Origin of the sequence: Chryseobacterium endalhagicum (assembly GCF_016745235.1) — a bacterium.
Classification (GTDB): domain Bacteria; phylum Bacteroidota; class Bacteroidia; order Flavobacteriales; family Weeksellaceae; genus Chryseobacterium; species Chryseobacterium endalhagicum.
On the sequence record NZ_JAELVM010000001.1, the window covers coordinates 572,982 to 598,738 of the forward strand.

Annotated in this window: 22 protein-coding genes; 19 read left to right on the top strand and 3 right to left on the bottom strand. The window is 38.8% G+C overall.

Features of this window, described 5'->3' with window-relative positions:
- Window positions 1-96: 96 nt before the first annotated feature.
- On the top strand, window positions 97-1,377 hold the full coding sequence (gene aceA, locus JET18_RS02455; protein WP_228728471.1) for an isocitrate lyase: 1,281 nt from the start codon (window positions 97-99) through the stop codon (window positions 1,375-1,377).
- Window positions 1,378-2,146: 769 nt separating this feature from the next.
- Entirely contained in the window at window positions 2,147-2,536 is a 390-nt protein-coding gene (locus JET18_RS02460; protein ID WP_202089033.1) for an acyl-CoA thioesterase, read from the top strand.
- Window positions 2,537-2,616: 80 nt separating this feature from the next.
- Here the strand turns inward: JET18_RS02460 and JET18_RS02465 are convergent, their stop codons facing one another.
- Window positions 2,617-4,176 carry a T9SS type A sorting domain-containing protein gene (locus JET18_RS02465; protein ID WP_202089034.1) on the bottom strand — a complete coding sequence of 520 codons (1,560 nt, stop codon included), beginning with the start codon at window positions 4,174-4,176 and terminating at the stop codon, window positions 2,617-2,619.
- 465 nt (window positions 4,177-4,641) lie between these two features.
- Between JET18_RS02465 and JET18_RS02470 the strand changes: the two genes are divergently transcribed.
- From JET18_RS02470 to JET18_RS02485, 4 genes are all read left to right on the top strand, one after another.
- On the top strand, window positions 4,642-5,088 hold the full coding sequence (locus JET18_RS02470) for a 6-pyruvoyl trahydropterin synthase family protein (RefSeq protein ID WP_202089035.1): 447 nt from the start codon (window positions 4,642-4,644) through the stop codon (window positions 5,086-5,088).
- Between the two features lie 30 nt (window positions 5,089-5,118).
- On the top strand, window positions 5,119-5,910 hold the full coding sequence (locus JET18_RS02475; protein WP_202089036.1) for a UDP-2,3-diacylglucosamine diphosphatase: 792 nt from the start codon (window positions 5,119-5,121) through the stop codon (window positions 5,908-5,910).
- Window positions 5,911-6,093: 183 nt separating this feature from the next.
- Window positions 6,094-7,077, top strand: a complete 984-nt coding sequence (locus JET18_RS02480) for a LuxE/PaaK family acyltransferase (RefSeq protein ID WP_202089037.1) — start codon at window positions 6,094-6,096, stop codon at window positions 7,075-7,077.
- A gap of 173 nt (window positions 7,078-7,250) precedes the next feature.
- Complete coding sequence (locus tag JET18_RS02485) at window positions 7,251-7,796, top strand: hypothetical protein (RefSeq protein ID WP_202089038.1); 546 nt, start codon at window positions 7,251-7,253, stop codon at window positions 7,794-7,796.
- A gap of 310 nt (window positions 7,797-8,106) precedes the next feature.
- On the opposite strand, the gene aqpZ is transcribed toward JET18_RS02485, so the two are convergent.
- Window positions 8,107-8,823 carry an aquaporin Z gene (gene aqpZ / locus JET18_RS02490; RefSeq protein ID WP_202090681.1) on the bottom strand — a complete coding sequence of 239 codons (717 nt, stop codon included), beginning with the start codon at window positions 8,821-8,823 and terminating at the stop codon, window positions 8,107-8,109.
- A gap of 218 nt (window positions 8,824-9,041) precedes the next feature.
- Here aqpZ and JET18_RS02495 point away from each other — a divergent pair, with 218 nt between their 5' ends.
- The 3 genes from JET18_RS02495 (at window position 9,042) to JET18_RS02505 (ending at window position 11,242) form a co-directional block, all read left to right on the top strand.
- Window positions 9,042-9,662 (top strand): DUF5715 family protein, encoded by a 621-nt coding sequence (locus JET18_RS02495; RefSeq protein WP_202089039.1) that lies wholly within the window; start codon window positions 9,042-9,044, stop codon window positions 9,660-9,662.
- Window positions 9,663-9,861: 199 nt separating this feature from the next.
- A complete protein-coding gene (locus JET18_RS02500) occupies window positions 9,862-10,599 on the top strand; it encodes a hypothetical protein (RefSeq protein WP_202089040.1) in 738 nt (245 codons plus the stop codon).
- 19 nt (window positions 10,600-10,618) lie between these two features.
- The gene (locus JET18_RS02505; RefSeq protein WP_202089041.1) at window positions 10,619-11,242 is read left to right on the top strand and encodes a hypothetical protein; all 624 of its coding nucleotides are present in this window, start codon (window positions 10,619-10,621) and stop codon (window positions 11,240-11,242) included.
- Window positions 11,243-11,244: 2 nt separating this feature from the next.
- Here the strand turns inward: JET18_RS02505 and JET18_RS21865 are convergent, their stop codons facing one another.
- Window positions 11,245-11,451, bottom strand: a complete 207-nt coding sequence (locus JET18_RS21865; protein ID WP_228728473.1) for a hypothetical protein — start codon at window positions 11,449-11,451, stop codon at window positions 11,245-11,247.
- Here JET18_RS21865 and JET18_RS02510 point away from each other — a divergent pair.
- The 10 genes from JET18_RS02510 (at window position 11,443) to JET18_RS02555 (ending at window position 25,739) form a co-directional block, all read left to right on the top strand.
- The gene (locus JET18_RS02510; protein WP_228728474.1) at window positions 11,443-12,021 is read left to right on the top strand and encodes a sensor histidine kinase; all 579 of its coding nucleotides are present in this window, start codon (window positions 11,443-11,445) and stop codon (window positions 12,019-12,021) included. The genes JET18_RS21865 and JET18_RS02510 overlap by 9 nt on opposite strands.
- Window positions 11,990-12,667 (top strand): response regulator transcription factor, encoded by a 678-nt coding sequence (locus tag JET18_RS02515; protein WP_202089042.1) that lies wholly within the window; start codon window positions 11,990-11,992, stop codon window positions 12,665-12,667. Before JET18_RS02510 ends, JET18_RS02515 begins: the two co-directional genes overlap by 32 nt.
- Window positions 12,668-12,815: 148 nt before the next feature.
- On the top strand, window positions 12,816-14,162 hold the full coding sequence (locus JET18_RS02520) for a T6SS phospholipase effector Tle1-like catalytic domain-containing protein (protein WP_202089043.1): 1,347 nt from the start codon (window positions 12,816-12,818) through the stop codon (window positions 14,160-14,162).
- Window positions 14,163-14,341: 179 nt separating this feature from the next.
- Window positions 14,342-16,270, top strand: a complete 1,929-nt coding sequence (locus JET18_RS02525; protein WP_202089044.1) for an ABC-F family ATP-binding cassette domain-containing protein — start codon at window positions 14,342-14,344, stop codon at window positions 16,268-16,270.
- A gap of 289 nt (window positions 16,271-16,559) precedes the next feature.
- Window positions 16,560-16,916, top strand: coding sequence for a hypothetical protein (locus tag JET18_RS02530; RefSeq protein WP_202089045.1), 357 nt, complete (start codon window positions 16,560-16,562; stop codon window positions 16,914-16,916).
- 277 nt (window positions 16,917-17,193) lie between these two features.
- Window positions 17,194-19,578, top strand: coding sequence for a TonB-dependent receptor (locus JET18_RS02535; RefSeq protein WP_202089046.1), 2,385 nt, complete (start codon window positions 17,194-17,196; stop codon window positions 19,576-19,578).
- A gap of 49 nt (window positions 19,579-19,627) precedes the next feature.
- Complete coding sequence (locus tag JET18_RS02540; RefSeq protein WP_202089047.1) at window positions 19,628-20,200, top strand: hypothetical protein; 573 nt, start codon at window positions 19,628-19,630, stop codon at window positions 20,198-20,200.
- A 136-nt stretch (window positions 20,201-20,336) separates the two neighbouring features.
- The gene (locus JET18_RS02545; RefSeq protein ID WP_202089048.1) at window positions 20,337-21,671 is read left to right on the top strand and encodes a trigger factor; all 1,335 of its coding nucleotides are present in this window, start codon (window positions 20,337-20,339) and stop codon (window positions 21,669-21,671) included.
- 368 nt (window positions 21,672-22,039) lie between these two features.
- Window positions 22,040-22,729, top strand: a complete 690-nt coding sequence (locus JET18_RS02550) for a hypothetical protein (RefSeq protein ID WP_202089049.1) — start codon at window positions 22,040-22,042, stop codon at window positions 22,727-22,729.
- A gap of 154 nt (window positions 22,730-22,883) precedes the next feature.
- Window positions 22,884-25,739, top strand: a complete 2,856-nt coding sequence (locus JET18_RS02555) for a M16 family metallopeptidase (RefSeq protein WP_202089050.1) — start codon at window positions 22,884-22,886, stop codon at window positions 25,737-25,739.
- Window positions 25,740-25,757 lie beyond the last annotated feature (18 nt).

Genomic DNA, 25,757 nt, shown 5'->3' on the forward strand with positions numbered 1-25,757 from the left:
AACTCATAACTCAAAACTCATAACTAAATATTACAGTCTAAAACACTCCAACTCTCAAACACTCAAACCTCAACTAAATCCTAACAAAAAAATATTATGAAAACAAGACAAGAACAAATCCAGGCTCTGGAAAACGATTGGTTAACTAATCCACGCTGGACCGGAGTAAAAAGAACGTATACCGCTGAGGAAGTATTAAAACTTCGCGGTTCTTATAAAATAGATTATACCATTGCAACAGAAATGTCTAAAAAATTCTGGGACAAACTGAATACCCAGGATTTCGTTGCAGGACTGGGTGCATTGACCGGAAACCAAGCGGTTCAGGAAGTGGATGCAGGCCTTGAAGCGATCTATCTTTCCGGATGGCAGGTTGCTGCTGATGCAAATCTTTCAGGAGAAATGTATCCTGACCAGTCATTATATCCAGCCAATTCAGTGCCTTCTGTTGTGAAAAAGATCAATAATGCTTTACTGAGAGCAGATCAGATCCAGTCGGTGAGCGGAAACGGAGATAAAGAATATCTGGTTCCGATTATTGCAGATGCTGAAGCGGGATTCGGAGGCAATCTGAATGCTTTTGAACTGATGAAGCAGATGATTGAGGCAGGAGCAGCGGGAGTTCATTTTGAAGACCAGCTTTCTTCCGCAAAAAAATGCGGGCACCTGGGCGGAAAAGTTTTGGTTCCTACTCAGGAAGCGATTAATAAACTGATTGCGGCCCGTCTGGCTTCCGATGTATTAGGCGTTCCAAGTATCATTATTGCAAGAACTGATGCAGATGCGGCAGATCTTCTGACTTCAGATATTGACGAAAGAGATAAAAAGTTTGTGACGGGAGAAAGAACTTTCGAAGGCTTTTATGTAGTGAACAATGGAGTAGAGCAGGGAATTGACCGCGGTCTTTCCTATGCACCGTATGCGGATCTGATCTGGATGGAAACCTCAAATCCTGATCTGGAACAGGCCAGAAAATTTGCAGAAGGAATTCATGCTCAGTTTCCGGGGAAAATGCTGGCTTATAACTGTTCGCCATCGTTCAACTGGGCGGCAAGGCTGAGTGTGGAAGAAATGGCCAATTTCCGTGAAGAGTTGGCAAAAATGGGCTATAAATTCCAGTTTATTACCCTTGCAGGTTTCCATGCCCTGAATACTGCCATGTTTGAATTGGCTCTTGCTTATAAAGAAAGAGGAATGGCCGGCTATTCTGAGCTTCAGGAACGTGAATTTGCTCTTCAGCAGAAAGGATTCAGAGCGGTAAAACACCAGTCGTTTGTAGGAACAGGGTATTTTGATGAGGTTCAGAATGTAGTAACCAATGGTTCTTCGGCCACAGTTGCGATGAAAGATTCTACAGAAACAGCACAGTTTCATTAATCATTTTCCATATAAATAAGATTTTTTGATGTAAGCCTTCTCAATTCTGGGAAGGCTTTTTTTGTGGAAGGGCAAGAACTGGAATAGTGAAAAAAGATGAAGATCGTTCGTTATTTTTATAATATACCTCTTTTCGGTTTATATTTTACATGATGTATAGGGTTTGTTATGCTGTATTTTCTGTTAATAAAGTATTATCTGTTCGGAAAATATGTGTTAATTGATTAGTTGTTATGGGTTGATATTTAGCTTGTTAAATATATATAGTGTTAACTGCTCTTACGGCTGGTTTATTTTTTTTGTGATTTGTATTAGTTTTGAACAGAACGAAATGATATAAAATTTAAAGTGTCAGTTTACGGATTAAAAACACATTTATGAAACAAAATAATAATTAAAAAAACATAACAAGTCGGGACCATTGGGAACGGTTAAAAAAAATGGTACCTCACCATTGCCCAGGATTTAAGATCATCGGATAATACAAGCAGTAAGGTATTTCGAACAAAAGTAAAGATGAAAAAAAGATGTTCCACTGCAGTATATTGAAAATTACATCCTCACAAAGATGATCAGCGCAAGAGGGAAAAAGTAGATTCTAAAAACACAAATGATGATGATGAAGTATGCCGCTGGGCAGGCCTGCTTCATCTTTTTTATGGGATAATTTCTAAAAAATCACTGAAAATTTAATCCATTTTTAACCTGTCCATCATTATAATCAGAATCAAAAGTTCATATATTTGATAGTAAATAGAATGCAGGCAGAATGAATTTAGTATATGAAAAAAAGATAGTGGTAACAGAAAAGCATATAGACCAGAATAACCATGTGAATAATGTACAGTATGTGCATTGGGTAGAAAAAATGGCGGCTGAGCACTGGGAGCTAGTAAAACATAAAACGGATTGTCCTGAGGATATCTGGATGCTCCTTGATCATCACATCCAATACAAAAAGCAGGTGTACCTAAACGATAGTATAACCGTAAAAACATATCCTAAAAGCCCGGAAGGAATCAGACAGCCCCGGAAAGTGGAATTTTACTGTGATGATCAGCTGGTTGTGGATTCGCTTACCCTTTGGATCTTAATTGATAAAGAAACAAAGAAAGTAAAGCGGCTGCATGAGAACTGGCTGGAAGATATCAGTAAATAATGTTCTGCCGTTTCCGGTGAAGTAATGATCAAAAAAAGGCTGCCACCGGCAGCCTTTTGTATGGTTAAATGAAAAATTGATTATTTTTTGATGGCTTTCAGAGTTTTTGTATCGCCATTATTCATTTTTAGAGAAATAAAGTAAACGCCTTGTTTTAAATCGCCCAGATACAGTGATGCAGACGGTTTTTCAATGACTTTAACCAGTCTTCCTGAAGTGTCTATTATACTGATTGATTTTACTTCGGCTACATCTGAAATGGTAACAACATCCGTGAAAGGATTGGGAGCTACACTGATCTTTTTTGTCTTATCAGCCACTTCCTGAGTAGAAAGAGCTGTGCTGTCATAAGCAGAAATCTGGAATTCCCCACTCGCTTCACTGGAATCATATTTCCATGCACTTACGTATAAGGTAGCGCCTGGAGTCTGTCCTGTTAATGAAATTAGCGAGAAAAAGCCATCACCGCCGTCATCGTTACATCCAATTTCTGTTAAAGAGCCACAGGCCCCGCTATATACGGAAAGTGATGAGTCTCCAAATGAAGAACCTGCTGCTTCCCTGGTTTCTATAGTGATATTACCGCTTTGTGGAACCACAACACTAAACCATACATTTTCTGTAGCATCCGAATTACAGGAAGGTAATGTTCCGTCTGTCATAGCCTCGGTATTGACAGATGTAACTGCTCCTGAAGTGAAATCTGTTCCTATCGTTAATGGAGTAGCTCCTGAGCAATTATCATTAGCAGGTGGTACCGGTTCATAGGCTGAAATCTGGAATTCCCCGTTATCTGTATCAGAATCATATTTCCATACGCTTACGTAAAGAGTCGCTCCGGGAGTTTGTCCGGTTAATATTAGAGTCGAAAAGTCACCATTGTTACCGTCATCATTACAGCCTACCTCTGTTAAAGAACCACAACTTCCGCTGTAAGCAGTAAGTACCGAATTATCAAATGATGATCCTGCAACCTCACGGGTTTCTATCTTCAGGTTTCCGCTTGCAGGGACAACTACGCTAAACCATACATTTTCACTGGCATCTGAAGAACATGAAGGTACTGTTCCGTCTGTCGTAGCTCCATAATTGGCAGAAGTGATTGCTCCTGACGTGAAATCTGTTCCTACTGTTAGTGGAGTAGCCTGTGAGCAATTATCATTAGTAGCTGGTAGAGGGTCGTATGCTGAAATCTGGAATTCCCCGTTATCTGTATCGGAATCATATTTCCATACGCTTACGTAAAGAGTGGCTCCGGGAGTTTGCCCGGTTAATGTCAGAATCGAAAACAAATCATTGTTACCGTCATCATTACAATCAATCTCTGTTAAAGAACCACAGCTTCCGCTGTAAGCCGTAAGTACGGAATCATCAAATGAGGATCCTGAGACCTCGCGGGTTTCTATCTTAAGATTCCCACTTGCAGGAACAACTACGCTGAACCACACGTTTTCTACCGCATCTGCATTACAGGACGGAAGTGAACCATCGGTAGTGGCGCTGATATTGGTAGAAGTAATGGCTCCTGAAGTAAAATCGGTGCCTACAGTGAGTGATGTTGCTCCTGAGCAATCGTCATTTTGTGCATAAACCAACGTGGCAGCCAATAATGACAGACAAAATAGTAATTTTTTTTTCATAATTTTTTTTTAATTTTTTGATATAAAACTGCCTGGTTTTTCAGACAATTGATTTAATTTTTACAGTGATTTAAATGATCAATTTATTAGTTGTTGTGATTGTTTATGTTTTTCACAAATATATGATATTTATTAAAATATACTCATGTTAAATCGATGTAATGCACAGTAAAACAATGTGTTTGTAAAATTTGGTTTAAATTATTTTTATTTCTTAACTCTTGATTTTGTACGAATTTTTATGATTGATTTCATTTAAAGAATTTAATTCGTTTGTTTTAATAGTTTAGTTAATTTAATCAATCAATTTTATTGCTTCAAAATGATAAAATAGAGCTGAAAAAATCTTCAGATTATTTTAAACCGGTAACCTGATTTTATAAAATCTTTATTGAGGAATCCGGCAGTTTATTTTTCCAAACGCAGTACGCAACTTATAATTATGTTTTGTCATATCTTTGCATTATGATACGTATTACAAAAATTTTCACATTCGAGACAGCCCACGTGCTGTACAACTACGATGGGAAATGTAAAAATATGCACGGACATTCCTATAAGCTGTTTGTAACGGTTAAAGGAAGGCCAATTAATGATTTGGAGAATCCCAAAAACGGGATGGTAGTTGATTTTGGAGATATTAAAAGTATCGTAAAATCTGAGATTGTGGATCTTTGGGATCATGCAGTACTTGTTAACGCACTGTCCCCGCATAAAGAGCTGGGCGAAGATCTTGAAAATAAAGGGCATAAAGTAATTTACTGCAGCTTTCAGCCTACCTGCGAAAATATGCTGTACGCTATTGCCGCGAAAATAAAATCTAAACTTCCGGCTGAGATTTCTCTTGCCTATCTTAAACTTCACGAAACAGAAAACTCTTATGGAGAGTGGTTCGCGGAAGACAATAAGTAATCATAATTTATCCACAAAAAGATCAGACTGGTGTTAAAGACAATTATTAATTTAGAACCTGGAAAAAAGGTGTATTTCGCTTCAGATCAGCATTTTGGAGCTCCTAATCCTAAGGAGAGCAAAGTGCGTGAAGAGAAATTTATCCGCTGGATGGATGAGATCAAAGAAGATGCGCAGGTTTTGTTTTTAATGGGTGACCTTTTTGATTTCTGGCACGAATGGAAGCACGTAATTCCCAAAGGCTATGTGCGTGTTCTTGGAAAAATAGCTGAACTGAAAGACCGGGGAATCCACATCTATTTCTTTGTAGGAAACCATGATCTCTGGATGAAGGATTATCTTGAAGAAGAGATTGGATGTACGGTTTTTTATCAGAAGCAGTATTTCGAAATGGGCGGAAAACAGTTTCTGCTGGCTCATGGCGACGGTCTGGGGCCTGGTGATAAAGGCTACAAAAGAATGAAAAAGCTGTTTACCAATCCTGTGGCACAGTGGTTTTTCAAATGGGTGCATCCGGATATTGCCATGAAGCTTGCCTTATACCTTTCCCAGAAAAATAAAATGATTTCCGGAGAAGAAGATAAAGCCTTTTTAGGTGAGGATAAAGAGTTTCTGGTCATTTATTCAAAAGAAAAACTCAGAACACAGAATATAGACTATTTCATCTATGGACACCGCCACCTTCCCATGGTGCTGGAGCTTGAGCAAAAGGCAAAATACATCAACCTTGGCGACTGGATCTCCTATTTTACATACGGGGTTTTTGAAAAGGATTTTGAGCTGAAAACATTTAAGGATGGGACAAAAAAAAACTACCCCTGAGAGAGAGGTAATTTTCGAATGAACCGAAGCTCACTCTTGTTTTTAATCCATATTCCGGTTAGGTAATTGCAATAAGTTTACCAAAGTATAATTCATCGGTAAAAAAATAATGAAAAAATAAATTATGATCACGTAATGATCTCATTTTTAGGTGATAATAATTTAAAAAAAAATCAAAAAAAATTGGAAAATATATTCAGCATACAGACAGAACAGGATTTCCTGAATGCAGCGGTAGCGACTTTCCGGTATCAATATGAAAATGTTGAGATCTACAGAAAGTTCGTGGATTATCTGAAAATAGATCCTGAAAAAGTAGACAGTCTGGCGAAGATTCCTTTCCTCCCGATAGAAATGTTTAAAAACCATCAGATCCTGAACAAAAATGCTGCAGCCGGCCTTTTTTTTCAGAGTTCGGGAACTACCCAGATGAATCTTTCAAAGCATTTCATTGCAGATCCGGAGATCTACGAAGAAAGTATTTACAGAAGTTTTGAGCAGTTTATAGGAAAACCGGAAGACTTTATTTTCCTGGGCCTTCTTCCAAGCTATCTGGAGAAGCAGAATTCCTCTTTAATTTATATGGTGGATTATCTGATGAAAAAATCTGCAAAGCCGGAAAACGGATATTTTCTTTACAACCATGCTGACTTATTTGAACTTTTAAAAAATCTTAAAGATAAAAAAGTCATTCTTTTCGGAGTGTCTTTTGCCCTGCTGGATTTTCTTGATACTGTAGATTCCCTGAATTTAACTATCTCCGGATCTGAAAATCTTACGGTTATTGAAACTGGCGGCATGAAAGGCAGAAAAGAAGAAATGACCAAAGATGAACTGCTTAAAATTTTGCAGGATGGCTTTAAAACAGAGAAAATCTATTCAGAATATTCAATGACGGAACTGCTTTCGCAGGCTTATTCTCTTGGAAATAATGAGTATAAATGTCCGAACTGGATGAAGATCATGGTCCGCAATGCAGAAGATCCTTTTTCCTATGAACTGGAAGGAAGAACCGGAGCGGTTAACATTATTGATCTTGCCAATATCCATTCGTGCTCCTTTATTGCCACACAGGATCTGGGGAAAACCCTTTCGGGAGACCGATTCCAGGTGCTGGGAAGAATTGACCATTCCGATATCCGTGGGTGCAGTTTATTAGTAAGCTGAGTTGTAGAGTATGAGAGTATTAGGGTTGGAGGGTTTTTGAGTTTCGGAGTGTGAATGTCTGAGATGGTTTTAGAATGAAACTGTAATGTGCTTTAAAAAAAATAAAATACCTGGAATAATAAAAATCCTAACTTTTAATCCCTAATCCCTAATCCCTAATCCCTAAATCAATCATGCTGAAAATAGAAGAACTTGTTCACGCCTACATCCATTCCCACTGCGATTTTGAAAAAGAAATTGTACTGACGAATTATTTCCAGGCAGACTGGGAAGCGGATATGCTGTTCATAGATTCTGAAGGTTTCAGTCATGAAATTGAGATCAAGCTTTCGAAAAGTGATTTTAAAAACGATTTTAAAAAATCATACCTCAATAAAGATACAGGCGAAAAATTTCTGAAACATGATAAAATTTCCTGCGGTGATTATATCTGTAACGCGTTCAGTTTTCTGCTGCCGATGGGAATGGTAGAGCATACGGTAATTCCTGAACATTGTGGAATTATTGAATTTTACCATAATGAAGATACCTGGGAAACCGAATTTTATCTTATAAGAAAACCCAAAAGAGTTCATGAGGATTCTTACTGGAAACTGAATGACAAAGATCTTTTTATACGGAAAATGGCTCTGAATTTATTACAGCGTAAACTGGAAATAAAGGGAAAACATGAAGAGCTTATCTTTAAGAATCCTTTTGATATTAAGAAGGTGAAATAGATTGGAGATTCCAGACTATTATCGATTTTGATAAGTCAATTGTCAATTTTGTTTCGCAAGTGAATGGTGAGTTTTGGACAGCAGATGTCAGACATCAGATTTCAGACAAATCGTGGCAAACTAGGAATTTAGATTCAAGTTTAATAGTTAAAAAAGTTTCGGGAGATCCGATTCACGGTTCTCAAACCAGCAACTGTCAACTCGTAACGAGAAACTAAACTCTACACTCATATACTCTAAAAACTCTCCAACCCATAATAAAATAGGCCGCCAAAAAATTGACAGCCTATGTTTTTTATAGTGATTGTTACTAATCAGCAACTTCTGCTGTGTCTCTCTGAAGAAGGAATTTGTAAATCAAACCTCCCACAACGCCTCCCGCAATAGGTGCTGCCCAGAACAGCCAAAGCTGTGACATGGCAAGTCCGCCTGTAAAAACAGCCTGAGATAGAGATCTCGCCGGGTTTACAGAGGTATTGGTAATAGGAATTGAAATAAGGTGAATCAACGTTAGAGCCAGACCGATGGCGATGCCGGCAAATTTACCGTTAGCCCATTTGTCTGTTGCTCCCATAATAACGATCAGGAAGAAAGCCGTTAGTAGAAACTCTGCAAGGAATGCAGCTCCCATACTGAACGCTTTACCATTGTAGACCGCTTCTCCGTAGAAATTGGTTGCAAAGGCTCCCGGTTTTGAGAAATCCACAACGCCCGCACCGTTAAGGATTATGTACAGACATCCTGCGGCTGCAAGAGCACCAAGACATTGCGCCACAACGTAAGGAATCAGATCTTTTGCAGGAAATCTCCCACCTGCCAAAAGTCCGAAAGATACTGCCGGATTGAAATGTCCGCCAGAAATATGCCCGACGGCATAAGCCATCGTAAGAACCGTAAGACCAAAAGCCAGGGAAACACCCAGCAGGCCTATTCCGATATCGGGAACTCCGGCAGCAAAAACTGCACTTCCGCAGCCTCCGAAGACAAGCCAAAATGTGCCGAAAAATTCAGCAAAAAGTTTTTTTATCATATTGTTTATTTAAAAATGTATCTCAAATGTAAAATTTAAATTCTATAATAAAAAGTTAAAATTCAAAAATATTTTAACTTTCTCTGGCTGAAAATTCATAATTTATCAATTTGGTTTGATGTTTGTTGGGAATTTTTTTTAAATAGCAATAGGTGGAAAGTTAAATGCTGCGGCATAATTGTTTATCTTTCGTTTAGTAATTTAAAGCATGGTTAATGAGAAAGTTTTTTTGTGTGGCCCTTGTGCCTTTTATGTATAGCTTTTATTATTCGCAGGCAGCAAAAAAAGCACTTCCCTGTTATGATCTGGCATCGGTACTTAAAGTGGAACCTACGGCTTTGTACAAACCCCATCTGGATGCTTCGAAAAGCTTTGGCGTAAAGCTGCTGAAAGATTCTAAAACGGTACAGAAATACATTAACAGCGGGAAATTCCACAAAATAAAAAAGACGGCAAAAGGATATCGTGTACAGAAGCTTGATTACAGCAGGGCTTATATGGTGTCCAAAGCAAAAACAACCCTTGAAAAAATGGGAGCCAGGTTCAGCAAGGAAACAAAAGGTCATACTTTCACCGTTTCATCCATCACCAGAACCCTTGAAGACCAATGTAGGCTGAGAAGAGTAAATTCAAACGCATCATTAGGGATCAGTTCACACAATTACGGAAATTCCTTCGATATTTCTTACATCCGGTTCAATGATGTCCTGAAATACAACCCCAAAATGGAGGCTGCACTGGAAAAAGTTTTAAAATATTATGCTGCTGCGGGCAGAATTTACTACATCAAAGAAAGGCAGCAGAGTTGTTATCATATTACAGTAAGGAATTATTAATTGTTTTTGAGATAATAACGGAGTCTTCCGGTACGTACCACATTTTTGAGAATAAGTCACAAAACGGCTTTATTTTTTTTATACTTTTTCTTTGTATTCAAGATTAAATTTATTTTACAAATAATAAATTTATGATGCGATTATTTGTGCAGGATGATTAGTTTATATAATTTTATGCGACTAAACAAACCATGAAATTATGAACGAAAACGATTACAAACTGGCTGCTGCCGAGTGGGGTATATGCGTTTCAGATTTTAACAAAGTATCTGGCCTTATCCCAACCAACTACATTTTCGAACTGACTTCCGAGCAGATCGGTAAAATCACAGAAAAGAACCCTTATATAGATGTTTGCGCTGAAGTGGGCGTACATAAAGGGCAGCTGGTCCTTATTTTCCTTCCTCTGGATGCACAGGGGCACATAGACAAAAGTGTTACAGAATTCCAGTATACCTCTCTGGGACCCCTTAAACATGATATCAGGCTTCAGGAAACAAAAGAAATTACCGTAGTTAAAAACGCGGTGCTTTCCAGTGACCTTACCAAAATAGATGATAATACCAATACATCTTTCCCGGTTGCCGAACAGCCTATTCTTGATCAGGACATTGCTGTAGATGCTATTCAGCGATGGAGAAATGAAGGAATGGAATGGTTCTTCCGCGAGTGCAATGAATTCAAAGGAGAAAGAGTTTTCAGAAGATTTTATATTCCAAAAGAAGATCTGGTTCACCCTTATCCGAAAGTGGCCAGTATGAAATGTTCATTCGGTTTGAGGTACAATGATATTTACCAGAGAATGCTGGTTACATTGATCTTTATTTCTTTCCATGAAATTTTATTGCAGGGAACAACAGAAACTTTTACTTCCAATACCTATGACTGGGCGAAACCATGTCCGCCAGTCTGCCGTATTCCTGAACTTGGATCTTAAATACGTAGCGTAAACAGGAATGACAGATTTTTTTAAAGCCATTTTATTCCTCAACTATGGTCTGCTCCTGTCCATCATACTTTTGGGAGCAGCAAAATACCGTATACTGAATCATAAAGAAAAGCAATATTTTCACTGTATTGCTTTTCTTTTTTTTATTGAATTACTGAATCTGGCACTGCCTTATGTTTTTAATCTGAATGATACCTCGTTTCTGTATCCGTTGTATATAGCCGGAGAGTTTTTTCTGGTGACGGCCCTCTTTATCAGAAAACTGAACCTGCCGAAATATTTTCTCGGGATTACAGGACTATTAGCCGTGGGATTTATGGTGTCTAAATATGTATTTAATTTTCCCTTCAACAGTGATATTGTAAAGGTGATATCCAATATCATCATCATATGTCTTTCAGGATTTGCCCTGATACGGGAGATCAGAGGTACTTCTGCGCAGAACCGTTTTCTCCTCGTGGATGCCTGTATTTTTTTCTATTATTCCGTTTCGGTGTTTATTTTTATTATTCAGCACCAGCTCGCGAATCTGTCAGAAAATGATTATTATATTATTCTCAGTGTGAATAATATTCTGTCAAGCATTTTATACTGCTCATTTTTATATACCTTCATCAAATTAAAGAAGTAACCTTAAATATTAGCCTGCTTATCCTGATAATTGTTACCATAACAGTTATCGTTTCGTTTATTCTCCTTGCCTACAGGTCTTTTATCAGCCGGATCATCAAAGAAAAGAATGTTCAGCATGAAGCTGAGGTTCTGCATCAGAAAAATCTGGTCCTTGAAAACATCAAAGCGCAGGAAGAAGAAAGGAAAAGAATAGCCGTCATGATTCACGATGACATTGGAAACAGACTGAATATCCTTTCCTTATGGCTGAACAACCTCGATACAAAGGGTGATGAGGTCATTAAAAAAAATATTTACAGCCAGATGTCTTCCCTGATTGATGCGGCGCGGAGTATTTCACATTCCCTATATCCTGTAAACCTTGAATCCGTGGGCTTTGTCCTCTATGTGGAAGAGCTTATCGCGAACCTTTCCCATAAGATCAATATTTCCATGCAGGTAATGCCCGGCTTTGAGAAAAAAGATATCTTTGTAGAAGTACAGCTATACCGTATTATTCAGGAATTTACCACCAATGTGATCAAGCATTCCACGGCTACGGACCTGTGGATCTACATCAAAGATTATCCCCGGCATATGGCAGTCATTATTTCTGATAACGGACAGGGATTTGATTATGACCTCGTGAAAAAAGGAATGGGGATCAAAAATATCGAATCCAGGATAAAATCCATGAATGCCACATACAAGTGGAAAAGTGCTTCAAATAAAGGAAGCCGTTTAATTATTTTAATTCCCAGAAACAATGAACCACTCAATCAAAATAGCCTTAATTGATGATGAACAGCTGATCCTGGAAGGGGTAAAAATGCTGCTTTCCAACGAAAAGAATATCTCCGTATCTCTTACCTCCAATAACGGCCCGGACTTTATTGAAAAACTGGCAGGCCTTTCCGAAGATGAATTTCCGCACTTAGCCCTTGTAGACGTGCAGATGCAGCCTATGAACGGTTTTGAACTCGTGGAAATCCTTAAAGAAAAATATCCGGAGCTCAGAATTATCATCCTTTCATCCCACTACAAAACCTCTATTTTAGGCTATATGGTGAAGCTGGGGGTATCTGCTTTTCTTCCGAAAAATTCAGACCGGAAAACATTTATCGATGCCATTACCATGGTGTACAAAAATGGAGTATTCTTTACTGCCGAGGACCACCAGATGCTGTTTACCTATATGAACAGTTCCTCCAAAAAAAAGTCCCTTTTTGAAATGGATGACGAGCTTTCCGAACGTGAAAAAGATGTCGTGAAACTGATCTGCCAGGAATACACCAACAATGAGATCGGGGAAAAACTCTTCATCAGTCCCAGAACAGTGGAAAGCCACCGCCAGCGCATCCTCGAAAAGATTGGAGCCAAAAATACGGTGGGTATTGTAATCTATGCCGTCGTGAACAATATATATTCTCTTGATAAAATGTAATTCCGTAGAAATACGGAATTTTTTATTTGGTATTTTTCACGCTAGTATTGCGTGTCGTTCTTCCGTTAATTTGAAAAATAAGTTTACGCAGAATCACAAAATGAAGTGGTTATGCGAAAATTTTTAATTATTAAAGCAAAACACAGCGATGGAAAACGAGACAATACTATCTGTCGGAATTTTTTTTGACGGAACCGGAAACAACGGGATCAATGCAACGACAGACCCACATGACAGACCTTCGGCCAATAACGAAAGCTACAAAGGAGCGCCGACCAATATTTATAAATTATTCAATTTATTCAACGGAAATCAGAAAATATACGTCGAAGGAATAGGAACCGTTACCGGCGGTGAAGACAGCAACTTTGCAATGGCTACCTGCGCCAATCCTCCCGATGCTACAGGCTATTCTTCCGATGATAAACTACAGAAAGCAGATCAGTTTGTAGAGAATACGATAAATGATAGAAATGTTCAGTATCATTTTTATGTGTATGGATTCAGCCGGGGAAGCATGCTGGCCAGGGAATTGTGTAATCAGCTTGCCGCGAAATATCCCGCAGTAAATGTCAGCATCAGGTTTCTGGGGATTTTTGATACCGTAGAATCCAAACCATTCAATACCTACGATATGAATCTGCCGCAGGAAGTGGAAAACGCCCTTCAACTATGCGCGGTGAATGAATGCCGGTATTTTTTTCCACTGACCGGATTCTTTGAAAATTCAAAAAATATGCAGGATACGAAAACTGAAACAGCCGGCTCGGTATGGAAAGAAGTTTTTGTTCCCGGAGCGCATGCGGATGTAGGAGGAGGTTATCTGAAGGCTCCTCATTCAGTTTATATTTCCACGGATTTTATTAATGTTAAAGATCTGCAGGACTACGTTTCCGATGTCAGGAATGCAAAAACCGATGCGGAAGGCAATAAAATCTGGGATGCCCTGCTTTCTGATTTTCAGATTGAAAAAGGAGTGGTGTTGTCCCAAGCTTATGTTTCCAGAAAACTTATTCTGCATACCCTTCCTTATGTGTACGGAAGAGTGATGCGGGACGAAACCAATCATGCAGTTCCGGGAATTTTCAGTACAGATCTTACCGATTCAGGGCTGGAATTTACAGATGATGCTTTTCTGACAGATTTTTATACTGAGCTTGCAGCGTACGTTAAAAGTTTTTCCCCTGAACTGAAACCTCTTTATGATTATTCCAGATTTGCAGAGTATACCCATATTTCGGCGAACTTCGGACTGTATTACGATGAAACCATGAAGAAATCAGCTGATGAAATGGAAGCCGAAATGGTCAACAACGGCCTGAATGTACCCAGCAGTACCTCTGTAGACCGCGGAATCCATACCCGGTTTCTCACTGAGCTGCATCTTCCGGAAGACAGCTTCGTGGCAGACTTTCTCTACGGGACCAATGTTCCGAATAATGATATCTGGAGCCGCACCATATTGATGAAATCTTTTGCGGCAGAACAGAATTAGATATTATAATGTTAGTACTTTTCAGTTTTAAATTTAGGTTAGGAAGGGATGTCTGTACGGATATCCCTTCTTTTTTCGCCTTTTCACCCTTTTACCCTTTCACGTACCGCTATTCATTTCTTTTTCCGTACTTTTGCACCCGAAAATTCATTACTCATCATTAATTTTTATATAAGAAAATGCTTTCGGTTCAAGGTTTAGGATTACATCATTCAGGAAACTATCTGTTTCAAAATACAAATTTCACCATTAAAAAGGATGATAAAGTAGGTCTCGTAGGGAAAAATGGAGCGGGAAAATCCACTTTATTGAAAATGCTTTCCGGGGAAATTAATTTCTACGAAGGAAACGTGGTGCCGGAAGGAAATGTAACCATCGGATTCCTGAAGCAGGATCTTGATTTCGTGAAAGGAAGAACGGTATGGAATGAAACCATGCAGGCTTTTGAACAGATCAATACCTGGAAAAGCGAACTGGAAGAAGTGAATCATCAGTTAGCTACCAGAACGGATTACGAAAGTGATGCCTATACAGATCTGATCAATAAAATGACCGAGCTGAATGACCTTCTGATGAACCATGACGCCTACAATCTTGAAGGAGATATGGAAAAAATATTATTCGGTTTAGGTTTTAAAGCGGATGATTTTCATAAAATTACCGATGAATTTTCCGGAGGATGGAGAATGAGAATCGAGCTGGCTAAACTGCTTCTGCAGAAGAATGACATCATGCTTCTGGATGAGCCTACCAACCACCTGGATATGGAATCCATCATCTGGCTGGAAAACTTCCTGAAAGATTATCCGGGAGCTATTGTTCTGGTAAGCCACGATAAACAGTTTATGACGGCGGTTTGTAACAGAACCTTCGATATCAATAATAAAAAAGTTGACGACTATAAAGCCAATTATTCCAAATACCTGGTGATGCGTGAAGAACGCCGCGAAAAACTGATTCAGGCTAAAAAGAATCAGGATTCGGAGATCAAGCAGATGGAAGACAACATCAATAAGTTCCGTGCCAGTGCTACCAAAGCATCGTTTGCACAGTCGCTTATTAAAAAACTGGATAAAATTGAGCGTATTGAAGTGGATAATGAAGACGTTTCGAAATTCAATATCCGTTTCGTACAGTCTATGGTTCCCGGAAAAGTTATTTTTGAAGCGGATCATTTAGGAAAAGCGTACGGATCGAAACAGATTTTTGATGATGTAGACTTTATTGTTCAGAGAGGAGACAGAATTGCTCTTTTAGGACAAAACGGACAGGGAAAAACCACTTTAGCCAAAATCCTTGCCGGAGATATCAAAGATTATTCAGGAACCTGGAATCTGGGCCACAATGTGAATATCGGATACTTTGCCCAGAATCAGGAAGAAGTTCTTACTCCCAATAAAACCGTTCTGGAAGAAGCTGAAGATGCAGCTACAGAAGAAACAAGACCGAGAGTAAGAGACCTTTTAGGATCTTTCCTTTTCCAGGGGGAATCGGTAACGAAGAAAACCAAAGTGCTTTCCGGAGGAGAAAGAAACCGTCTGGCCCTTTGTAAACTTTTACTTCGTCCATTCAACACATTGATTATGGATGAGCCTACCAACCACCTTGATATTCAGTCTAAGGAAATTATCAAGCTGGCTCTGCAGAATTTTGAGGGAACTTTAATCGTCATTTCTCACGACAGGGAATTCCTGGACGGACTTTGTGATAAAATCTATGAATTCCGTGACGGAAGAATGAAAGAATTCCTGGGAAGCGTAGGAGAATATCTTGAATACCGACAAAAAGAAACGCTTAGAGAAATCTCTGCTGAAAAAGCAAAACTTCACAGTGAAGACGTAAAAGTTGTAGAAAAACCGGCTCCGAAAGAGGTGAAGGTTGAAGAAAAATCAACAACGATTGTCAGCAAAGAGCAAAAAAATATTCAGAATAAATTAAAGAAAGTAGAAGAGAAGATTTCAGAGCTTGAAACGGAAATTGAAAAAATGGAAGCTTCATTTGCGAAAGAAAACCCTTCTGAAGAAACTTTAGAAAAATACAACAAAACGAAGGAAGATCTGGAGCTTGCATTGCAGGAATGGGAGCATTTGGGGACTCAGTTGGACTAGGTGTTCCGGGGTTCGGGGTTTGAGAGTATTTGGGTTTGAGTGTTGTTGCTGGTTAATGGTTGCTGGTTTTTGAGTTTGAGAGTGAGAGCATTAATAAGTTACTGTTATCAATCCGGAAATTTTGATGAACAAAGCAAAAACCTCATGAAATGACAAATACCCGGTGGCTGAGGCTCCCGAAGCCACATTTATCATCCAAAATGCCCTTTTGTAACAAAAAAATCCTTTCACCGACGTATTGGATAGTTTTTTTTCATAAAACTTAAATTATTTTTATAATTTTACCAACATGATTTTTAAGGAAAGCAGGAATCTGAAGAACTTTATCTCCAAACTTTTGTTTGGGATATACTTCATTGCGCTGTTTTCCCAAAGCTTTCACCATCATGATACAGTCGATTATTTTAAGAGCTTCAATCTTAAAAAGACTGAAAATACAATGACCAAAGCTTCCTCAAAAGAGAAGCCGGGTGACTGTCTTGCCTGTCATTTCTTAGCCACAGGAAATACACTGATTCCTGAAGAATTCAATTTTACTTTTGAACATTTTTCGCACGAAGTAAAGCAGACCATTGCGCTTCAGGAAAAAATATGGTCACAGACTAAATTTACTTTTCAGCTTCGGGGGCCTCCCGCAGTTTCATAAATCATAGATTTTCTATGGGCTTTAATTCAGTTTAAAGTTCATATCTGGGTAATGTTACGGGTTCCGTGTTTCGGAATGCAGATTTCGGGTTTACGGGTCCGAGTGCTTTAGAGTTCGAGAGTTTTAGAGTTTAAGAATTACAGGTTGATTATTCCTGAAATGGCTTCAAAGTCAAGTCTCAAATCTGACATCTGAAATCTAAAAACCCACATTCCCATTCAACAAAATTTTTACGAAAAAATGTACCTGAAAGGGTACGCAATCAATCTATTTTACAATGAAATTGATATATAGTCTGATGTTGGTCCTTTGCGGGCTGACGTTGATCAATGCACAGAAAACCTATACTGTAGAAGGAACCGTTCAGGATTTTCACGATAAAACCATGCTGGAAAATGCAGTCGTGAATATCGGTGGATTCACTGCCAAAACAGACAGTAAAGGGAAATTTATATTCAATAAAATTCCTGCGGGAAAATATATACTCATTGCTAAACACCCTGATTGTGATGATTATACTGAAAATATAGGAGTCGATCAGGATGTACATGTAAGCATTACACTGGAGCACCACATCAAGGATATTGAGACGGTGACGATTCACGGGAGCCATAAATCCAATGGATCTCTGATCATTAAAACCCTTGATAAATCTGAAATCCAGAGAAATTCTACGGATAATCTTGGAAATTTATTATCGAAAATATCCGGAGTGGCCACTTTGAAAACAGGAAATAATATCTCAAAACCTGTGATCCACGGATTGTATGGAAGCAGGATTGCTATTTTGAATAATGGCGTTCGTCTTGCAGAGCAGGAATGGGGGGTAGAGCACGCTCCCAATGTTGATATCAATAATTTCCAGCATATCGATGTGATCAAAGGAGCTTCTGCCCTGAAGTATGGAAGCGATGCCATTGGTGGAGTCGTGGTCCTGGAACCTGAGATTTTCCCTAAAAAAGATACCATAAAAGGTTCTGTAGGACTCACAGGAATTTCCAATGGAAGAGGTCTTGCGCTGGATGCAGATGTAGCGAGAGTCTGGAAAAACGGCTGGGCTGTGAAGTCCGGTGGAAGCATCAAAAAACTGGGTGATCAAAGTGCCCCTGATTATAATCTGAAGAATACAGGGATGGATTTTTCCTCCTTCAACTTTACGGTTCAGAATAACAGCTATGAAAAAGGAATTTCATTTGATTATTATCTGACAAATCAGAATATCGGGATTTTAAGGGATTCCCATGTTTCCAGTACGGGAGATTATGACAGGGCAATGAATGCCAATCCGCCCGTGTATTCAGGGAAATTCAGTTATGATATTGATAATCCGAGACAGGTTATTGAGCATCATATCGCTAAAGTATCGGCATTTAAAAGATTTGAAAATATTGGAAAGCTTTCAGCCACATACAGCTATCAGTTTAATCACAGACAGGAATATGATATCAGAAGAGGGGATTTGAAAGATACGCCTTCTCTGGATCTGGAGCTGATGACGCACCAGTTTAACTTTAATGATCTCCTTGAAAGGGGAAAATGGTCTTTGGAAACCGGAATTGACGGTGCTTTTCAAAACAATTATTCAGATCCGGCGACAAAAGCAAGACGTCTGATTCCTAATTACGATAAATATTCTGCGGGAGTGTATTCTGTTTTTAAATACAAAATTTCCCATGAATTTAATTTTGAGGCAGGGGCAAGATATGATTTCACACGTTATGACGTAACCAAATGGTACGACAAAAGCGACTGGGATAAATTATATGCAGACACTTTTCCACAATTTTATGTAAAAAAGGATGAAAACAGGATTCTGACGCGTCCTCAGCTTAATTATAATAACGTTTCCTTCAATGCAGGGCTGGAATACCGCCCCAATTCAAACTTTGATCTGAAATTTAATTATGCAAAAGTAGGAAGGTCTCCGAATATTGCAGAATTGTTTTCAGACGGTCTGCACCATTCTGCAGGCGTGATTGAAACAGGTGATATGGGACTGAAAAATGAACAGGGACATCAGTTTAATTTAACGGTAGATTCAAAGCTGAATGTTTTAAAAGGACTGAATATCTCCGTGAATCCTTATTTATTCATCACCAAAAACTTCATCAACCAGGTTCCTGTAGGGATCAAAGGGACCATCAGAGGGGTATTTCCTGAGTGGGCTTACCAGCAGATTGATGCAACCATGTATGGGGTAGATCTGGATATCAATCTTAAATTGACCGATGATCTTACCTATGTGGGAAGAGGAGCTTATGTGCACGGACAGGATGATACGAACAACGAGCCTCTGATCTTAATGATGCCTCCGAATTTTTCCAACGCCTTACAGTTCAAAAAAGAAAAATGGAACAATTTCTATTTTACCCTTGAAAATCAAACCTTTTTAAAACAAACAAGATTCCCGATCCGTAATGCTGCGCTGGAAATTTATGTAGATGGCGAGCTGGTGGATAAAATGATCGATTTCAGTACACCGCCAAGCGGGTATTCACTCTGGAATATTCAGACGGGAATCAATATCAGCAAAAATCTTTCTGCAGGACTTATCGTGAACAATCTTTTCAACACTTCGTACAGAGATTATCTGAACCGTCTGAGGTTCTTCGCGGATGAGGCAGGAAGAAACTTTATTTTAAACTTTAGATACAGATTCTAAAGATCTCAGAAAAATTTAATTACAATTTTACAACTTTAAAATTCTTACAATGAACAATTTATTCAACACTAAAAATATCTTCAGACTATTAGCATTTTTATTCATCACAGTTGCCGTTATTTCATGTCAGAGAGACGGCTCCGTGGAAGAGGATGACCTTCCTCAGGAAGAGCTTACCAATATTATTTTGCTGGTAAAAGAAGATACTCCGGGATCTACGGCTATCGAATATAACTACAGTATCGGAGCAGGGGGAATTCCTAATATTCCTTTGAAAGACGGGAAATCTTATACTGTGGAAGCCAAATTCAGAAACGGAAATGAAGATGCAACGCAGGAAATTATTGAAGCTAAAGATGAGCATTTCCTTATTTTCGATTTTCCAAAATCTAATATCACGGTGACCAGACTGGATGGAGGCGACCTTAGAAACGATGGTAAAAGAGTAGGTTTGAGAACAAAATGGGACGTGACACAGGCTGTTGGAGGAACTGCTCCATTCCTGAAGCTTATCCTGATTCATGAGCCGGAAAGCGTAAATGAAGCCAAATCCGGAACTGCCTGGGGAAGCGTAGTGGGAGGAGAAACAGATGCAGAAGCTACTTATAACCTGAGTAATTAAAAATATACACAAGGATAAAACCACTGAAATTTTCAGTGGTTTTTTATTTATACACATTTGAAGATGAAGAATTGATTTTAAGTGGGTAATTCTCATAAAAATTTCATATTTTTGCAACCTAAAATTTTAATCAATAATGAAGGTTACCGCACAAAACCATGATGATGTAAGTGCATTGCTTACAGTGACATTGGAAAAATCTGACTACAAAGAAAAAGTAGACAAGCAGTTGATTAATTATGCTAAAAATGCGCAAGTTCCTGGTTTCAGAAAAGGGAAAGTGCCTTTAAGTATGGTTAAAAAACAATATGAAGCAGGTATTGCATTCGAAGAAATCAACAAACAGGTTTCTGACGCATTGAACAACTATGTTAATGAAAACAAATTAAGATTAGTTGGACAGCCTGTTCCTCAGCCAGTAAACCAACTGGATTATAATGCTGCTCAAATTGAAGTTGCTTTCGAAGTTGGATATGAGCCTGAATTCACAATAGATCTAGCTAAATATGAAGCTCCTCATTACAAAGTAGAAGCTTCTGACAAAGAAATTACAAAGAGCATTGAGAACATGCAGAAGCGTTTTGCAGAGCAGGTTCCTCAGGATAAAATCACTAAGGATTCTTATGTAGCTTTGGAAATTTCTCAGGTTGTAGAAGAAGATGCTGAAGGAGAGCACCACCATCACCCAAAGAATGCTACTATTACCGCTGAAAACAAAGAAGCTTTCAAATTGGTAAAAGCTTTGAAAATGGACGGTTCTGTAAAAGTATCTAAGGAAACTCTTGCTGGTGACGAAGAATTAGCTAAAGAATTAGGATTCTCTAAAGAAGAAGTGGAGCATTTGCACCACGCTGAAGTAGAAGTTAAAGTAAAAGATTTCTATTCACTGAACCTTGCTGAGCTTAACCAGGAGTTATTCGACAAAGTATACGGAGAAGGAACAATCAGTTCTGAAGAAGAGCTTAAAGAAAAAGTAAAATCTGAATTGGATGAGTACTTCCAGCAGAATGCTGATGTTCACTATGTGAATAAAGTATTGGAGCAGGTTACTGAAAAAGAAGAAGTAAAACTTCCTGAAGAATTCCTTGTAAAATGGTTATTATTCTCTAACCAGAATATCCAGTCTGAAGAGCAGGCTAAAGAAATCCTTAATGCAGAGAAAAGCCAGTTAAGATACCAGATCATTGAAGGTAAATTAATGACGGACAACGAGATCCAGTTAGACTATGCTGACGTATTGGCTCAGGCTGAGCAGTTGGTAAGAAACCAGTTGGCGATCTACGGAATTCACCATTTAGGAGACGAAGAAATCCAGAAATATGCTGTTGAAATGTTGAAAGACCAGGAGCAGGTAAGACAAATTTCTTCTGAAGTGGCTATGGCTAAACTGAAAGACGTAATCCTTGAAAAAGGAGGAAAAAAAGAAACTAAAATCTCTCACGACGAGTTTTTAGAAGAACTTAAGAAATAATTTATTTCGATATAAATATTTGAAAGCCTCCGGTTGTCCGGAGGCTTTTTTTATGTTTGGTTTAAAAGAGTTTTTACTTAATTAACCTGAATGCAGGATAAGAGCTTTTTGTTTTAATGAGGGTAAGAAAGTTGGAGGCTATTCGGATTTGAGTGGTTACTCAAAGGCACAAAAGGAATTCTATCTTTCAGTAAAATCCCAATTTTCGCTCCCTGTGATTCTCTTTCGCATCATCTTTTCACGGGCCTATTCTCTTAAAAAACCTTAAAGTATTCTTACAGGTATTATAATGTATCGTGGATAAGTAGTCTTTGGTTTATTTGTTGTGGTCATATTTCCTATATTTACATCCTAAACTTATTAGAGATATGAAAAAAATGATCATTCCGTTTTTCTGCGCCGTGCTTTTCTCTGTTCCGGCCGCAGCTCAACAGACCAGCGCAGCTCCCGCAAAGAAGACGGAAGTCGTAAAATCTAAACTGACGCCAAACCAGGTGGTTGATAACTATTTCAAAGCGTTGGGAGGAAAGGCTAAATTAGAAGCTGTAAAGTCTACCGTGACGGATAATACACTTAATGTGCAGGGAATGGATATCACCATGAGCACAATGAAACAGGGCAATAAATTCAAATCTGTACAAACAGCTATGGGACAGAAAGTGACCCAGATGTTTGACGGTGAAAAAGGATATATTGAAAGAGCAGGACAGAAAACTGATTTCCCGGCGGACAATATTGCTGAACTTAAAAAAGGAACTACCATTGAAGCACTGGCTTTCAATCCTGCCAGCTTTAAGGAAGTGACCGTAGAGAAAATAGGAACGCAGGACTATAACGTACTGTCTTCGGAAAAAGGAAAATTCTACTTTGATCAGGCTACCGGTCTTCTGTACAGCTCTGTAGCAGGAGAAGGAACCGTTGTTGTAAAAAATTATTTAACGGTAGAAGGCATTAAGTTCCCATCTGAAGTGGAAATTGAAGGAAAAGGCCAGAAAATAACGATAAAAACTACAAAAGTGGTTTTGAACTCGGGAGTTTCTGATGCAGATTTTAAATAAAAAAACGTTGTTTTACATCATATAAGCCGGATCTTTTCCGGCTTTTTTTATGGACTCAATAATTTTAACTCAAATTTAACTATAATATGAATTTCACCATTTCTCCAGCTGATGAATAAATGATACTTTTAGCCAGAAAATAAAATCAAATTATATGAAAAAAGTTTTATCCTCATTTGCGGTCATTTTCCTCATGGCCTCAAATATTTCCGGACAGAATATCCCGGTGGATCCTTCTGTGAGAGTAGGTACCCTTTCCAACGGAATGAAGTACTACATCAAAAAAAACACGTTACCTGAAAAAAAAGTAGATTTCCGTCTGGCCATCAATGCCGGATCTATTCTTGAAGACGAAAACCAGAGAGGTTTAGCCCACTTTATGGAGCATATGAACTTCAACGGAACCAAGAATTTTCCGGACAACAAACTGGTAGATTTTCTACAGTCTATCGGGGTGAAATTCGGGCAGCACCTGAATGCATACACCGGTTTTGATGAAACCGTATACATGCTTCCGGTTCCTTTGGATAAACCGGGGAATCTTGATGCCGGGCTGAAAGTAATGGAAGACTGGGCTTTTAACGCTACACTTTCTGATGCTCAAATCAACAAAGAAAGAGGAGTAGTTCTTGAAGAACTGAGGCTGGGGCTTGGTGCAGATAAAAGAATGCAGGATAAATATCTTCCTAAACTATTATACAAATCACAATACGCAGACAGGCTTCCAATTGGTACAAAAGATGTCCTGGAGAACTTCAAACCGGATGTGATCAGAAAATTCCATAAAGACTGGTACAGGCCGGATCTGATGGCCATCGTAGTAGTTGGAGATATCAATGTGGATGAAGTTGAAAAAAAGGTCAAAGACAATTTCGGGAAATATAAAAATCCTTCAAAACCGAAAGAAAGAAAAGTATTCGATCTTCCGAATCATAAAGAAACATTAGTGGCCATAGAAACGGATCCTGATGCTACCAATTCAATGGTTCAGTTCATCATGAAAGATGCCGATGCCTACAAACCGGATGTTACTGTGGAGCAGTATAACCAAAGCATTGTGGAAGGTCTTTCTACGACTATGCTGAACAACAGGCTGAGAGAACTCATTAATTCAAATAATCCGCCTTTTACATTCGGATCGGTTTATCATGGAGGTACTGATGCAAGAACCAAAGAAGCTTTCCAGGGATTTGCCATGGTAAAAGAAGGAAAGCAGCTGAATGCTTTGAAAGTTCTATTGGAAGAAGTGGAAAGAGCCAAAAGATTTGGCTTTACGCAGTCTGAACTTGACAGGGCAAAAGCGCAGATGATTTCCAACCTTGAAAGATCTTACAACAACCGTGATAAAACGGAAAGTGATATGCTGGTAGATGAGTACGTAAGAAACTTCCTGGAGCAGGAACCGATGCCGGGAATAGCTTGGGAATATGAAGATACCAAATCTTTCCTGCCTACGGTGACTTTAGCTCAAACCAATGAGGTCATCAAAAAAATGGTGAAGGATGACAGCCGTGTCATCGTGATCACAGGACCTAAAAAAGATAACGTGACTATGCCTACTGAGGCGATGGTTATGAATACTTTTGAAACCGTAAAAACAGCTGATCTTAAGCCTTACGAGGAGAAAGCAGCGATCAAAAATTTAGTAAAACCTTTCAAATCTGAAGGGAAAATCGCCAAGACTGAAACTGATGCCAAACTGGGAACAACAACCTGGACGTTAAGCAACGGAGCTAAAGTTACTTTCAAAAAAACAGATTTCAAAGATGACGAAATTGTTTTCTCCGCAAGAAGTTTAGGAGGAAACTCTCTGATCTCTGATGCCGACTTTATCAAAACCCAGTTTGCTTTCGGAGCATTGTCTGAAGCGGGAGTAAGCGGACTTTCGAAAGCTGATCTGACGAACTATCTTGCAGGAAAACAGGTAGGCGTAAATCCAATGATAGGACCTTACTTTGAAGGGGTTTCCGGAAGAACTTCCCAAAAAGACCTGGGAACAGCTATGGAGCTTATGTATGCTTATTTTACAGACCTGAATTACAATCCTGCAGCATTCAATGCTTATAAAGAAAAACAATCCGCAATGCTGGATAACCTGCTGTCTAATCCACAGGCGTATTTCTCCAACGAGCATGCGAAATTTATGAACCAGAAGAACCCTAGATTCATAGGCTTATTCCCGCTGGAAAAAGACTGGGCGAATACAGATTATAAAAAAGCATACGATATCTATAAAGAGAAATTTGCCAATGCTGGGAACTTCCAGTTCTATTTCGTAGGAAATGTAGATGAAGCTAAGCTTAAAGAGCAGGTTCTTCAGTATATCGGCGGTCTTCCTACCTCAGGAAAAACAGCAACCTTTAAAGATACGGGCTACAGACAGCTGACCGGAGATTATTCAAAGGTGTACAAAAAAGGAAAAGATCCTAAGAGTATGGTGACCATCTCTTACAGCGGAGAAACTCCTTATAATGAAAAAGAAGCCCTTGCTCTTTCAGCACTTGGAGAAGTGGCAACCATCAAGGTTATTGAGAAGCTCAGAGAAGATGAAAGCGGTATTTATGGTGGTGGTGCCAGAGGAAATATGAGCAGAATTCCTTACAGTACTTACAATTTCAGCATCAGTTTCCCTTGCGGACCTGAAAACGCTGAAAAGCTTACAAAAAGTGCCGTTACCGAACTTCAAAAGCTGATTGACAAAGGTCCTGAGCAAAAAGATCTTGACAAATACAAAGAAGGGGAGTACAACGATAACAAAACAGAACTTAAAGATAATATGTTCTGGCTGAGCGCTCTTTCCAGAAATCAGTTAGACGGCAGTGATAAATACGACATCCTGAACTATCAGGAAAAAGTAAAAGCACTGACCGTAAAAGACCTTCAGGATGTTGCAAAGAAATACCTTTCCAAAGGGAAAATCACAGCAACTCTGATGCCGGAAGACGGATGGGAAAATAGTAAAAAAGCGGATGCAAAACCGGCAGTAACGGGAGCAGCAGTCGTGAAATAATATTTTTAAGAATAATTA